Here is a 13,423-nt window from a genome sequence, read left to right on the forward strand (position 1 = left end):
GGTCTGGCTAACAGGTCTTGACGTTTAGGAAGGAGTTTGTGTACAGGTCAACACCCTTAAGGCGAGGCTTAAAGGGTGTGACCTGTACACAAACTCCTAGGTGTGGGGAGGCTTAGCAGAAGCCGGCGATGCCGCTCCAGGCGATCGGTGCGGGTGCGGTGTTGTCGCGCTGGACCGTGGCTTCGATCAAGCCGTACGGACGGTCAGCCGCGAAGAAGACCTCGTTGGGGTTGTCGAGGCCGAACGGGGTGAGGTCCACCAGGAAGTGGTGCTTGTTGGGCATGGAGAACTTGATCTCATCCACTTCGCTGTGGGCCTCGAGGACCTTCTTGCCCATGTCGAACAGGGTCTGCTGCAGGGCGTGCGAGTAGTTCTCGGTGAAGCCCTCGAGGAGGAGGGCCTTGATGTCGTCGTAGCTCTTGTTGAAATCGGTACCGGCGACGTCCAGGCCGGTGTTGTAGCGCCAGCGTGCGGAGACGTCCGTGGCGAGGATGCGGTCCGTGGTCTCGGGCAGCGTGGTGTACTGGTCGCGGGGGTAGCCGACGAAGCCGGACTGGGTGGTCTTCAGGACGGTCAGGTCCTTGAGGCCGGAAATGACGTGCGTGGTGGCGCCTTCGCGGACGACGACGGCGGTACGGACTTCCTGCCCGTTGCGGACAAAGCTGTGGTCGTGTTCCGAGCCGTGCGCCTGGATGCGGTCCCAGCTGTAGGCTTCGGCTTCCCAGCGGCCGCCGGTAACCCACTCGAAGCCCGAGGTGAAGTGTTCGCTCAGGCGGAGGAGGAAGGCTTCGGGGGAGCCGATGCCGTCACGGGCGAAGGCGTAGATGGTGTTCTTCTGGGTGTCGGTGGCAACGACGTGTCCGTTGTCGCCTTCGAGGTGGGCAGCCTGGAAGTCGCCACGAAGCTGTGAAGTAACGTTCAAGTCTTCGATCTGGTGGCGGTCGGTGTCGCGGGTGACTTTGACGACGCGGACTTCTGCCTTGCCGTACTGGTTGTCGCCGAGGACGATGTTGTTGCTCATGGTCATATCCCAACTTCTTCGAGGTGGAACCCCTAAGGTCCACCAATGAAATTAAGCGCGTGTTTGAAACGCGATTCTGGTGGAGCCGACCCAACAAAAAAGAGCCGGCATCCATTGATGCCAGCTCATTACGACCCTGCCTGCTGCTCCCAGGTTACGTGACCTGCGCCACGAATTGGAAAAATCGTAGACCACGATTGCCAGTGGTGTAAATCACTTCCGAGGAATCGTTATCTACTTTCCAAATGTGACCGGCGCCGGCAGGGCCGGCGGTCGCGGCGCTTATCGGGCGCTCGGCGGACACCCCTTGACGGCGCTGGCCGCACATCTTACGATTTCCATACAACAAAAAATGTTTTCCAAGATGCGGAAAGTAAACGAATCCTTGGAAGACTTGAGCGCATGAAACAGGAGGACAGATGGACTCGCAGGATAAGAACAACGTCGTGGAATTCCCCGCGCCCGGCCAGGAGCTGTACCTGCCGTTCGGCGCTACGGACCCTGACTTCTACATTCCGGCCGACTGCGACCGAGCGAGCGGGACGTTGTCCCGTTGGCTTCGCGCGCTCCCGGTCTTCGGTCGGCAGCGTTCCTAGGGTTTCCTGCCCCTAGGGATGAAGGACTCTGCGCAACAGAGCCGGAAAGGCGGGCAGCACCTGGGGAGGTGCTGCCCGCCTTTCGCCTTTTCCGGATACTGCCTGACCCGGCAAGCTACATCGTCAAGGTCCTGGCCAGTCCCGAAACGATAATGCCGAATTTGATGCCCGCCAGGATGAACGTCAGCCCGACCACTCCAATGAGTACCCACACCGGGGCGAGCCCGCGGTCCTTGGCAACCTTGTGCACAATGATCGAGCGGCCCACTACATACACCCCGGCGCCCAGGAAGGCCCATGCCCAATGGAAGGGCCGGACCACTCCGTCGCGCTGCAGCTTTTGCCAGTCGAGGTAGGACAAGAACACTGTCACCCCGTAGATAAGCCATCCGATGGTGATGAGCAGGAAGTATGGGGCGGTGAACGAGCTCGGATCCAGGACTGGCACCCGCCTGCCACCCGAGTAGCGCACGTGGAACACCGGATTCCAGACCATCAGGATGGCCAGCGAGATCAACGGCAAGAGCGTGACAAGCCAGATGAACGGATTGTAGACAGGGGTTTGGCGGCTGATTTCCGGCCGGGGAGCGGGAGGCAATGGCCTCACGTATTGCCCTTGCTGGGCAGGCCAGCCCTGGCCGGGAACCTGCTGGCCGGGCCACCCCTGCGTGGCGCCCTGCTGCCCGGGAACCTGCTGACCGGGAACCTGTTGCCCTGGCGTCCATGCCGATCCGGTCCATACGGAACCGTCCCACCACCGTAGCTGCCCCGAGCCGGAAGGATCCGGATACCAGCCCGGAGGGGCCGGGGTGCTGTGCTGAGGAACTGTCATGGTGCGCCTCCTGGTTTGCCTACTATTCGAGAGGCTACTCCGTTCCCCTGACGATTTTCTGTGCGGCGGCTGAATGTTCGGCAACGAGTTTCCGTACGTCGAGTCCGGGAATCTGCCCGTCCACCACGCGCCATTGCCCGCCCACCATCACCCGGTCTGCCCGGTCCGCGGCGCACAGCAACAGGGCTGCTACGGGATCGTGGCTGCCGGAGAAGCGCAGCTCATCGAGCGTGAACATGGCGAGGTCCGCTTGCATTCCGGGCGCCAATTGGCCGATGTCCGTCCGGCCGAGCGCCGCCGCGGATCCGCGGGTCGCCCAGCCGAGCGCGCGTTCCACCGGGAGGTCGGCGCCGTAGCGCAAGCGCTGGAGGTAGAGCGCCTGCCGGGCTTCGAGGATCATGTTGGAGGCGTCGTTCGACGCCGAACCGTCCACGCCGAGCCCCACCGGAACCCCGGCTGCCTCAAGTTCCACCACGCGTGCCGTTCCGGACGCGAGCCTCATGTTCGACGTCGGGCAGTGCGCGACGGCGGTGCCCGCGGCACCCAGCCTGGCGATCTCGTCGTCGTCGAAATGGATGCCGTGGCCAAGCCAGGTGCGGTTGCCGAGCCAGCCGACGCTGTCCAGGTAATCCACGGTGCGCAGTCCGAATTTTTCGAGGCAGAAGTTCTCTTCGTCGATGGTTTCGGCGAGGTGGGTGTGGAGCCTGACGTCGAGCCGCTCGGCCATCGCGGCGCTTTCGGCCATGACCTCTTTCGTCACGGAGAACGGCGAGCATGGTGCCAGCGCAATCTGGATGACCGCGCCGTCGCCGGCTTCGTGGTACTTGCCGATCAGGCGTTCGCTGTCCGCGAGGATCACCTCGGGGCGCTGCACGGTTGAACGCGGCGGCAGGCCGCCGTCGTCCTCGCCCAAGCACATGGACCCCCTGGTGAGGGTGGCGCGCATCCCGAGTTCGCGAACGACGCCGACCTCAAGATCGATCGCGTCCTCAAGACCCGCGGGGAAGAGGTAGTGGTGGTCGGCTGCCGTGGTGCAGCCGGAGAGGAGCAGTTCCGCAAGGGCAACCTTCACCGCGAGTTCCAGGCTGTCCGGAGTCAGCCGCGCCCACACGGGGTAGAGGTTTTGCAGCCAGGGGAAGAGGGGAGCGTTCGCCACCGGCCCCCACGCTCGGGTCAGTGTTTGGTAGAAGTGGTGGTGCGTGTTGATGAGCCCGGGCAGGAGGACGTGGCGGCCGGCGTCGAACGTTTCATCGCACGGAGTTGAAGGCTGCTCGCCTGCCGGTACAAGCTCGGAAATCGTTGTTCCGCTGATGACGATTCCGCCGCGGGCGTCGAGGCCGTTCGCCGTGAATACCGCGAGGGGATTCTTGATCCAAAGCCTTGACGGCGCTGGCCGGGAGGAAAGGGGGAGCTGGGATTCTGATTGAGGAGACACTGGAGTCCTTGTCTGGTCGGCGTTGTTGGTGCTTTCCAGCTCAGTGAGGTCCTGTCTGCTGATCCAGGTTTCCGGCTTGCTCATGTGCGCCGGTGGACCCAGCGTAAGCGTCGGGCCGAAACGGGTCAATGTGACCGGCGGCGGGCCGCCCGGAGCCACTAACGGAAGAAAGTTTTCGCATCTCGAAACTTTTTTTCCGGAAACTATGGCGCGGCTCACATCTCCGGTGCTAATCTCATTCTGCCAAAGGCGGGCACCCGGACTCCGGGAAGCTATCTACCAGGCGAAACCTTCAAAAGCACATGCTGAAGCCTGGTAACCGCAGCACCCGTCTGCCATGTTCAGATGCCCTGGGCCCAGGCTTCCTCAGCACTAAGGAAGTCGCACATGAGTACCACCGTCACGGCCGAACACTTCTTGGCCACCTCCATTGAGCTGGCAACAGCCAATGTCCTCAATAGCGGCGGGCCGTTCGGCGCCGTTATTGTCACCGCGGACGGTCAGGCCTTCGAAGGCGTCAACCGGGTCACCGCGAGCAACGACCCCACGGCGCACGCCGAAGTCACCGCCATCCGCAACGCGTGCCGTGAGCTCGGCACGTTCGACCTCAGCGGAGCCACCCTATACACGAGCTGCGAGCCATGCCCCATGTGCCTGGCCTCCGCCCTCTGGGCCCGCATCAGCAACGTGGTCTTCGCCGCGGACCGGCACGACGCCGCATCCGTCGGCTTCGACGACGCCGTCTTCTACGAGTACTTCGAGAACGCCGACCGGGACAAGCTCATGCCGGTCAAGAAGCTCGAACTGGGCGATCCCCAGGCTCCGGCCATCCTGCAACCGTTCAACACCTGGAACACGCTCGACTCCAGGATTGACTACTAGGGCCGGGTGGCTGAAATGACAATCCTGGACCCAGCAGAAATGCAAACGGCCACTGAAAAGCAGGCTGCGTCCTACGGCGCAGGGCAGACTGTGGCAAACACAACCGGCACGACGCAACGCGGCACAGTGCAACGTGGCAGCGGCCTCAAGCCCCCGGCGTCGGACTCCTTCCTGGACCGTTTCTTCCAGATCACCAAGCGTGGCTCCACGCTGGCCCGCGAATTCCGCGGCGGCATTGTCACGTTCTTCACGATGGCCTACATCGTGGTCCTCAACCCGTTGATCCTGGGCGGATTCTCGGCCCAGAACGCTCCCACGGACGTCGCGGGCGGCTGGTTGCCGGCAGCGCAAGTGGGCGCGGTCACCGGTCTGACCGCCGGCGTCATGACGATCCTTTTCGGCCTCATCGCGAACCTGCCGTTCGGGATCGCGGCGGGCCTGGGCATCAACTCGTTCCTGGCCGTGGCCGTCATCCATGAAGTCACCTGGCCGGAAGCCATGGGCCTCGTGGTCATCAACGGCATCCTGATCGTCCTGTTCGGCGCAACCGGCGCACGGACCGCGATCTTCAAAGCAGTCCCCAAGGAACTCAAGGCCGCCATCACCGTTGGAATCGGCCTGTTCATCGCCTTCATCGGCTTCGTCGACTCCGGCTTCGTCCGCCCCACAAAAGGCGGCCCTCCGGTACAGCTCGGAACGGATGGCTCCATCACCTCCATCCCCACCCTCGTCTTCATCGTCGGTCTTCTGGTCATGGGTATCCTCGTGGCCCGCAAGATCCAAGGCGGCCTCCTGATCGGAATCGTCGCCACAACGGTCCTCGCCGCCGTCGTCGAGGCCGTCATGCACATCGGGCCCGGCAGCGCCACCAACCCCGGTGGCTGGCACCTCAACACCCCTGTCCTGTCCGGCCAATTGGTTTCCGCTCCGGACTTGAGCCTGGTTGGCCACTTCGACCTCTTCGGCTCGTTCTCCCGGATCGGCGGCCTGGCGGCCACGATGCTGGTATTCACCCTGGTGTTCACCAACTTCTTCGACGCCATGGGCACCATGACGGGCCTGGCCAAGAGCGCCGGAGTGGCGCACAAGGACGGCACCTTCCCCAAGCTGAAGTCGGCCTTCATCGTCGAAGGCCTCGGCGCGGTAGCGGGCGGAGCCACCTCCGGTTCGTCCAACACGGTGTACATCGACTCGGCGGCCGGGATCGGCGAAGGCGCCCGCACCGGCCTGGCGTCGGTGGTCACGGGCTTGCTGTTCCTCGGTTCGATGTTCCTGACACCCCTCACGAGCGTTGTCCCGTTGGAGGTTGCCGCGGCCGCCCTGGTGGTTGTCGGCGCGATGATGATGGCCCAGATCCGGGAGATCAAGTTTTCCAAGTTCTCCGTGGCCCTGCCGGCCTTCCTGACCATCGTCACCATGCCCCTGACGTACTCCATCGCGAACGGAATCGGCGTCGGTTTCATCACCTGGTCCGTCATCAGCGCGGCATCGGGCAAGGCCAAGAAGGTCCATCCGCTCATGTGGGTGGTGACCGCGGGCTTCCTGGTCTACTTCGCCCGTGGACCGATCAGCGCGCTCCTGGGAGCCTGACGGAATGCATCGGAGGCCAGCCGGCCAATAGCAGGCCGGCACGAGACGGCGGTCCGGCCCCGCGTCACCGCAATGAATAGGCGCCAGTCGTCGTCGAGCCCTCACCTTCAGAGGGACGACGACGGCGGGCGGCGGCGACGCGCGGCCGTGCCGTCAGGGACCGGGGCGGAGGAGAGACCGCCCCGGTCCTCTCCGGGCCACCGAGCCCGGAAGGTGAAGCTTCCCCCGCAATGACGCAAGGAATGAGAATATGAGGCAAGATCGCACACTGCCCCGGAATGGTTTCCGCTCCGGGACCTCGTTACAGGGAGTGTCGCCATGCTGGATTTAATGCCTTCGCTGGGCAGTTGGCGGCCCGCGGTCTCCGGCCAGCGCTGTGCCGTGGCCACCATCGTTGCGGCCGGCGGGTCCGTGCCCAGGCCCCTCGGCACGTCCATGCTGGTCTCCGAACACGGCGACGTCCTCGGGAGCCTCTCCGGAGGTTGCGTCGAAGGTGCCGTCGTGGAGGCGGCGCTGGAGGCAATGCGCGACGGCGGCAGTCGCCTTGAGTCGTTCGGCTACAGTGCCGAGGACGCGTTCGCCGTCGGGCTCACGTGCGGCGGCGAGCTGGAAGTGCACATCGAACCCACCAGCGCCACCGGCCTGGACCTCGCCGTGCTGCGCGCCGCAACCGGGGGAGAACTGTCCTCCATGGCGCTTATCCGCAGGCTCGACGCCGGCGGCGGTGCCATGGTGGTTCCCGATCCGGCGTCGTTTTCCGCCGAGGGTTCGCGGGAGCTTTCCGCCCTCCTCGGCGGGGACCCGGACGTCATTCGCGCCGCCGCGGTCCAGCTCGATCCCTTGCTGCGCGGAGGGCGCGCGGGACTCGTCCGCCTTGCGCCGGCCGACGGCTGCGGTGGAGCGACCCAAACCGAACCCGTCGCCCTTTTCGTCGAAAGTCGCCTGCCCGCTCCGCGCATGTTGATCTTCGGTGCCAACGACTTCGGCGCCGCATTGCTACCAGCCGGTAAGCTCCTGGGCTACGACGTCACCCTGTGCGATGCGCGCCCGGCGTTTTCAAGCCAAGGCCGCTTCCTTGCCGCTGACCGGCTCGCGACCGAGTGGCCGCACCGATACCTCGCAGGCGAGGCCGCTGCCGGGCGCATCGATTCCCGCGCCGTGGCGTGCGTCATGACGCACGACCCCAAGTTTGATATCCCCCTGCTCGAAACCGCCCTGGGTCTCGGCCTCGCCTACGTGGGTGCCATGGGTTCGCGGCGCAGCCACCGCCAGAGGGTGGACGCGCTCTTGGCATGCGGCACTCCCGTCGAGGCCCTCGAACGGCTGCACTCACCCATCGGACTGGACCTGGGCGCCGTCACTCCCGCGGAAGTGGCCGTTTCGATCACCGCCGAGATCCTCGCCTCCCGTGCTCCCCGCCCGGCCAACGGCCGTACGCCCCTTCCAGCCACCGGCTGGGGTTCGCTCAAGGACGGCATCGGACCCATTCACCACACCCCCGACCCCGCACACGCCAAGGAGCTCCCATGGACATGAACACCATCGAGTCCGTGGTCCCCACCACGGACCCCACGCAATGGCGCCCCGGCGACGCGTGGCTGGCCGGCGGAACGGTCTTGTTCTCCTACGGAAGTCCCGTGGGGACCGAGGAACCACTGAAGCGCCTGCTTGACCTGGGCCAAGCCGGCTGGCCCTCGATCACCGTGACGAACGAAGGCATCGAGATAGGCGCCACCTGCACGATCGCGGAACTCTACGCGCTTCCGGATTCGGACGCTGTAGTGCGGCGCGACTGGCCGGGCCTGGACCTGTTCCGTCCGTGCTGCGACTCTTTCGTGGCCTCCTTCAAGGTGTGGAACATGTCCACTGTTGGCGGCAACCTCTGCACTTCCCTCCCCGCCGGCCCCATCATCTCGCTCTGTGCCGGCCTCGACGCCATCGCCACCATCCACGGCCGGCACGGCAGCAGCCGCACCGTCCCGGTCAACGAATTCATCACCGGCGAAGCAAAGAACTGCCTGGCACCCGGCGAACTCCTCCGCAGCGTCCACGTTCCGGCGTCGTCACTTTCTGCCCGGGTCGCCTTCCGCCGGCTATCCCTCAGCAACCTCGGCCGCTCGGGCGTCCTCCTCATCGGAAGGCTCGACCCCAACGGAGGCTTCGTCCTCACAGTCACCGCCGCCACCAAGCGGCCCGTCCAACTCCGGTTCGCCGCCGCTGACCTGCCCGACGCCGGCCAGCTGGCTGCCGCCGTCGCGCTCTCCATCCCGGACGAGCTGTACCACGACGACATCCACGGACTGCCCGAATGGCGGCGCGACATGACGTTCCGGCTCGCCGAGGAAATCCGCGCCGAACTTCTCGACTCGTTTGACGCCGACGTGCGGCCCGCGGTCTCCGGCGATTTCTGGCCTCCCCACGCGACCTCGCCGCAACCGTCCACCCAACCCGCATCCACACAGAAGGAGGCCCCGAATGGCAATTGAAATCAACGGAACCGCCACTGAGGCCACGCCCCGCCCGGGCCAATGCCTGCGCACGTTCCTCCGCGAACAAGGCAACTTCGGAGTCAAGAAAGGCTGCGACGGCGGTGACTGCGGCGCATGCACCGTCCACGTCGACGGCACCCCCGTGCACAGCTGCATCTACCCAGCCGTCCGCGCAGAAGGCCACGCCGTCACCACCGTGGAGGGCCTGGCGAGCGGGGGCGAACTCCATCCCGTGCAGCAGCAGTTCCTGGAGCAGCAAGGCTTCCAATGCGGATTCTGCACAGCCGGAATGATGATGACGGCCGCCACGTTCGACGACGAACAAAAGGCGAACCTTCCCCGCAACCTCAAGGGAAACCTGTGCCGCTGCACCGGCTACCGTTCCATCGCGGAGGCCGTCTGCGGTACCGGCGCTGACGGACACAAAGCGCACGACGCCGGTGCGGGCCGACTCGGTGACGACGTCCCCGCTCCCGCTGGCCGCGCGGTTGTCACGGGAACCGCCCGGTACACGCTCGACGTCCCCGCGGAACAACTCCCCGGACTGCTGCACCTCAAGCTGCTGCGATCGCCGCACGCGCACGCCCGGATCGTCTCGATAGATACGACGGCGGCCCTCCGCATACCGGGGGTCGTGGCGGTCTTCACGCACGAAGACGCACCTGCCCAGTTGTTCTCGACCGCGCAGCACGAGCTTTACACCGACGATCCCGACGACACCCGGGTACTGGACGACGTGGTGCGGTTCATCGGGCAGCGGGTTGCCGCCGTCGTCGCCGAATCGGTGGGCGCCGCGGAAGCCGGTGCGCGCGCCCTCAGGGTGGAATATGAAATCCTCGACGCCGTGTTTTCCCCGCACGAGGCCTTGCTGCCGGGAGCGCCGGCGATCCACGGCGACAAGGACGGCGAGGTGGCGCGGATTTCCCGGCCGTTCAACAACGTCGTGGCCGAGGTCCATTCCGAGCTTGGAGACGTCGACCTCGGCTTCGCTGCCGCCGATTTCATCCATGAGAACACCTACCAGACCCAGCGCGTGCAGCACGTCGCGATGGAAACCCACGCGTCCATCGCTTGGCTCGAGCCCGCCGAAACGCCGGGGGAGGACCGCTTGGTGGTGCGCTCGTCAACCCAAGTGCCTTTCCTTGCGCGGCGTACCCTGGCCCGTATTTTCGACCTCCCCGAAGATCGCGTCCGCGTGGTGGCCGGGCGGGTAGGCGGCGGCTTCGGCGGCAAGCAGGAAGTGCTGACCGAGGACCTCGTGGCCATGGCGGCCCTCAAGCTCCGGCGGCCCGTCCAGCTCGAATTCACCCGGACGGAACAATTCACCGCCACCACCACGCGGCACCCGTTCACCATCAAGGTCAAGGCAGGGGCAAGCCGGGACGGGCACCTGACGGCTTTGCAACTCGACGTCGTGACGAACACAGGCGCCTACGGAAACCACGCACCCGGCGTGATGTTCCACGGTTGCGGCGAATCGTTGGCGGTTTACAACTGTGCCAACAAGAAGGTGGACGCCCAGGCTGTCTACACCAACACCATTCCCGCGGGCGCCTTCCGAGGCTACGGCTTGAGCCAAATGATCTTCGCGATCGAATCCGCCATGGATGAACTCGCGGTCGGAATCGGCATGGATCCCTTGGAATTCCGGCTCAAGAACATGGTCCGACCGGGAGATCACATGCTCTCGACGAATCCGGAACCCGAAGAGGACGTCTTTTACGGGAGCTACGGTTTGGACCAGTGCGTGGCTTTGGTCCGGGATGCCCTCGAACGGGGTGCCCAGCGATACCGGGACGCCGGGCTGGACGAGCTCGGCCCGGATTGGGTCACTGGCGTCGGTTCCGCGCTGTCCATGATCGACACGGTCCCGCCCCGCGGCCACTACGCCCACACGCGCCTGAGGCTCCTTCCGGACGGAACGTTCGATGCCGCCGTCGGGACCGCTGAATTCGGAAACGGCACCACCACCGTCCACGCCCAGCTCGCCGCGACCGCGTTGTCCACGACGGCGTCGAACGTGGCGGTGCGGCAGTCCGATACCGATCTCGTGGAGCACGATACCGGCGCCTTTGGTTCGGCAGGAACTGTCGTTGCGGGCCAGGCAACCCTCCTCGCGGCGCAGGAACTCGCCCTACGCATCCGGGCTGTTGCCGCTTCGCTCACGGGCGTTCCGGAATGCGTCCTTGAGGACGGTGCGGTGCGCTGCGGTGACCGGACGGTTCCGTTCGCGGAAGTGTACGACGCCGCGCGGCAGCAAGGCGTCGAGCTCGCCACCGAAGGCCGCTGGGGCGGAACACCGCGCTCGGTCGCGTTCAACGTGCACGGTTTCCGGGTCGCCGTGAATACCAGTACCGGCGAGCTGCGGATCCTGCAAAGCGTGCAGGCGGCGGACGCCGGCGTGGTGGTCAATCCGCGGCAATGCCGTGGCCAGGTGGAAGGCGGGATTGCCCAGGCGCTGGGCGTCGCCCTATACGAAGAAGTCCGCGTGAACGACGCCGGACGTGTCACCACCGACATCCTGCGCCAGTACCACATCCCGTCCTTCGCGGACGTGCCACGCAGTGAGGTCTACTTCGCGGCAACCAACGACGAAATGGGTCCGTTGGGGGCCAAGTCCATGAGCGAAAGCCCGTTCAACCCGGTGGCGCCGGCATTGGCGAACGCCATCCGGAACGCCACCGGGGTCAGGTTCACATCCCTGCCGATCTCGAGGGACAAGATCTACCTCGGGCTTAAGGACGCCGCTGAGCCAAGCGCTCCTGCCGCTGAGCTCGCGCGCAGCTAGTCTCCGAGGAGGTGGAGCTGGTCCTTGGTGTCCAGGTCCGCCCCGTCGGTGAGGTCGCTGCAGTCCACCAGGTCCACGAACTCTGGGTGAGCCTTGAGAAATAGGCGCGCTCCGGCGTCGCCCTCCGCCGCCTCGGCAGCCGCGGCGCGGAGGGTGGCGTCGATGACCAAGGGGTGTCCGCGGCGAAGGTTTGGGGTGCTGGCGGTGCGGGGCTCGGTTGTGGGCGTGGGCTCGGGCTCCGCGTAACCGGCGGCCGTCACGCGTCCCGGCCGGTGCGCCGCCATCAACCGGGCAACGACGGCGGACGTGAGCCCGGGCTGATCCACCAATGCCACCAGTACATGGTGGCCGGGGTCCGCTGCGGCAAGGCCGGCGCGGAACGACGACGCCATGCCCGAGGACCAGTCTGGATTGTCTATGACGCGGCAGCCGTCCTGCTCGGTGCTACCCTGCCCGGTGTTTCCCATCCCGGTCGCGCGTCGGACGCCGTCGGAATCGGCACCGAGGACCACCACGACGTGGCGGCAGCCGCCGTCGAGCAATTCCTTGGCGAGCACTTCCACCAAGGTGCGTCCGCGGAAGGGCAGGAGCGCCTTCGGACCCAGCCCAAGGCGAGTGCCCGCGCCCGCGGCCAAAAGCACGCCAGTGACCGGTGCGATCACCGTGTTTTCCATTTATTCACCCTATCTACGGTTTATTCCAAGGTTTCCATGCAGGTCGGCGGCGAATTTCGGTCTACCGAAAAAGGTTGAAAATTACTGGCCGGTAGGCCTTCTGGAAGCCTCCATGGGCCGATATTCTCGTTAGGGACTTCACGGAGTCCAAGGACATCGGAGGGGATGCAAAGTGGCATCCGCGGTGGAAAGAGGGTTTATGTCTGGCATTTTTGAAATCTTGACAGCAGGGGAACGATCCTTCCGGTTCAGGCTGACGGCCGATGATGGAACTGTAGTGGCAGTGTCGCCCAAGTTCCCGGATATCCAGGCCTTGGTGGCTGGAATATCGGCTGTCAGGGAGAATGCAGCAACGGGATTCGTGGTGGATCATCGGGCCTTAGGGGCAACTCAATAGAAATTTTCCCCGCGAGGGGCAAAAGAAAGTCGGCGGCAGTGCTCATGAGCACTGCCGCCGACTTTTTTCTTAGCTTTCGCCGCCTGCCCCACCGGTGGTACCGGCGGTCACGTCCAACAATTTGTATCGGTCGATCGCGTACAAGGGCGCGCCTGGATCGATCTCGCCGCGTTGGGCGAGGAGTTGGAGGGTTTTGGTGACGATGGAGTGGGTGTCGTTTTTGAAGTAGCGTCGGGCGGCTTGGCGGGTGTCGGAGAAGCCGAAGCCGTCGGCGCCGAGGGAGGCGAAGTCGTTGGGGATGAATTGGCGGATTTGGTCGGGGACGGCTTTCATGTAGTCCGAGACGGCGATGACGGGGCCGTGGGCTCCGGCGAGTTGCTGGGTGACGAATGGTGTGCGTGGGTCCTGGCCGGGGTTGACGAAGGCTTCTTCTTCGGCGGCGAGGCCGTCGCGTCGGAGTTCGTTCCAGGAGGTCACGGACCAGACGTCGGCTGCGATGTTCCAGTCCTCGTTGAGGATTTGCTGGGCTTCGAGGGCCCAGGGGACGGAGACGCCGGAGGCGAGGATCTGGGCGCGGGGTTTGGTGCCGGGCTCGGGGGCTTCGGCGAGTTTGTAGATGCCTTTGATGATGCCGTTGGTGTCGAGGTTGTCGGGTTCGGCGGGTTGGGTGATGGGTTCGTTGTAGACGGTGAGGTAGTACATCAGGTTCCGGTCTTGGG

12 protein-coding genes are annotated in these 13,423 nt (G+C 65.1%); 7 read left to right on the top strand and 5 right to left on the bottom strand.

The annotated features are described in order from the left end of the window. Nucleotides 1–112 precede the first annotated feature (112 nt). Nucleotides 113–1,027 (bottom strand): factor-independent urate hydroxylase, encoded by a 915-nt coding sequence (gene pucL, locus E1809_RS07930; RefSeq protein ID WP_205754129.1) that lies wholly within the window; start codon nt 1,025–1,027, stop codon nt 113–115. Nucleotides 1,028–1,440: 413 nt separating this feature from the next. On the opposite strand from pucL, the gene E1809_RS26605 reads away from it, so the two are divergent. After that, nucleotides 1,441–1,617 (top strand): hypothetical protein, encoded by a 177-nt coding sequence (locus tag E1809_RS26605; RefSeq protein ID WP_165962249.1) that lies wholly within the window; start codon nt 1,441–1,443, stop codon nt 1,615–1,617. A 115-nt stretch (nt 1,618–1,732) separates the two neighbouring features. Here the strand turns inward: E1809_RS26605 and E1809_RS07935 are convergent, their stop codons facing one another. Both E1809_RS07935 and E1809_RS07940 read right to left on the bottom strand, forming a co-directional pair. Further along, on the bottom strand, nt 1,733–2,449 hold the full coding sequence (locus tag E1809_RS07935) for a DUF2510 domain-containing protein (RefSeq protein ID WP_133203678.1): 717 nt from the start codon (nt 2,447–2,449) through the stop codon (nt 1,733–1,735). A 34-nt stretch (nt 2,450–2,483) separates the two neighbouring features. Continuing rightward, nucleotides 2,484–3,968: an 8-oxoguanine deaminase gene (locus E1809_RS07940; protein ID WP_133203679.1), complete on the bottom strand. Its 1,485-nt coding sequence runs from the start codon at nt 3,966–3,968 to the stop codon at nt 2,484–2,486. 303 nt (nt 3,969–4,271) lie between these two features. On the opposite strand from E1809_RS07940, the gene E1809_RS07945 reads away from it, so the two are divergent. The 5 genes from E1809_RS07945 to E1809_RS07965 all read left to right on the top strand — a co-directional run bounded on the left by E1809_RS07945 (nt 4,272) and on the right by E1809_RS07965 (nt 11,633). After that, complete coding sequence (locus E1809_RS07945; RefSeq protein ID WP_133203680.1) at nt 4,272–4,766, top strand: nucleoside deaminase; 495 nt, start codon at nt 4,272–4,274, stop codon at nt 4,764–4,766. 39 nt (nt 4,767–4,805) lie between these two features. After that, nucleotides 4,806–6,356 (top strand): NCS2 family permease, encoded by a 1,551-nt coding sequence (locus E1809_RS07950; protein WP_235835505.1) that lies wholly within the window; start codon nt 4,806–4,808, stop codon nt 6,354–6,356. A 318-nt stretch (nt 6,357–6,674) separates the two neighbouring features. After that, nucleotides 6,675–7,892, top strand: a complete 1,218-nt coding sequence (locus E1809_RS07955; protein ID WP_133203682.1) for an XdhC family protein — start codon at nt 6,675–6,677, stop codon at nt 7,890–7,892. Beyond that, complete coding sequence (locus E1809_RS07960; RefSeq protein WP_133203683.1) at nt 7,883–8,842, top strand: FAD binding domain-containing protein; 960 nt, start codon at nt 7,883–7,885, stop codon at nt 8,840–8,842. The genes E1809_RS07955 and E1809_RS07960 overlap by 10 nt, the downstream gene beginning before the upstream one ends. Then, complete coding sequence (locus tag E1809_RS07965; protein ID WP_133203684.1) at nt 8,832–11,633, top strand: molybdopterin-dependent oxidoreductase; 2,802 nt, start codon at nt 8,832–8,834, stop codon at nt 11,631–11,633. The genes E1809_RS07960 and E1809_RS07965 overlap by 11 nt, the downstream gene beginning before the upstream one ends. Here the strand turns inward: E1809_RS07965 and nboR are convergent. Continuing rightward, on the bottom strand, nt 11,630–12,307 hold the full coding sequence (gene nboR, locus E1809_RS07970) for a nicotine blue oxidoreductase (RefSeq protein WP_133203685.1): 678 nt from the start codon (nt 12,305–12,307) through the stop codon (nt 11,630–11,632). The two genes, E1809_RS07965 and nboR, sit on opposite strands and share 4 nt — an antisense overlap. Nucleotides 12,308–12,506: 199 nt before the next feature. Between nboR and E1809_RS07975 the strand changes: the two genes are divergently transcribed. After that, nucleotides 12,507–12,704 (top strand): YegP family protein, encoded by a 198-nt coding sequence (locus E1809_RS07975; RefSeq protein ID WP_133203686.1) that lies wholly within the window; start codon nt 12,507–12,509, stop codon nt 12,702–12,704. Between the two features lie 69 nt (nt 12,705–12,773). On the opposite strand, the gene E1809_RS07980 is transcribed toward E1809_RS07975, so the two are convergent. Continuing rightward, the coding region (locus E1809_RS07980) for a transketolase-like TK C-terminal-containing protein (protein WP_407921055.1) at nt 12,774–13,423 on the bottom strand (650 nt) is incomplete at its 5' end.

The organism is Arthrobacter terricola (assembly GCF_004354015.1).
Taxonomy (GTDB): domain Bacteria; phylum Actinomycetota; class Actinomycetes; order Actinomycetales; family Micrococcaceae; genus Arthrobacter; species Arthrobacter terricola.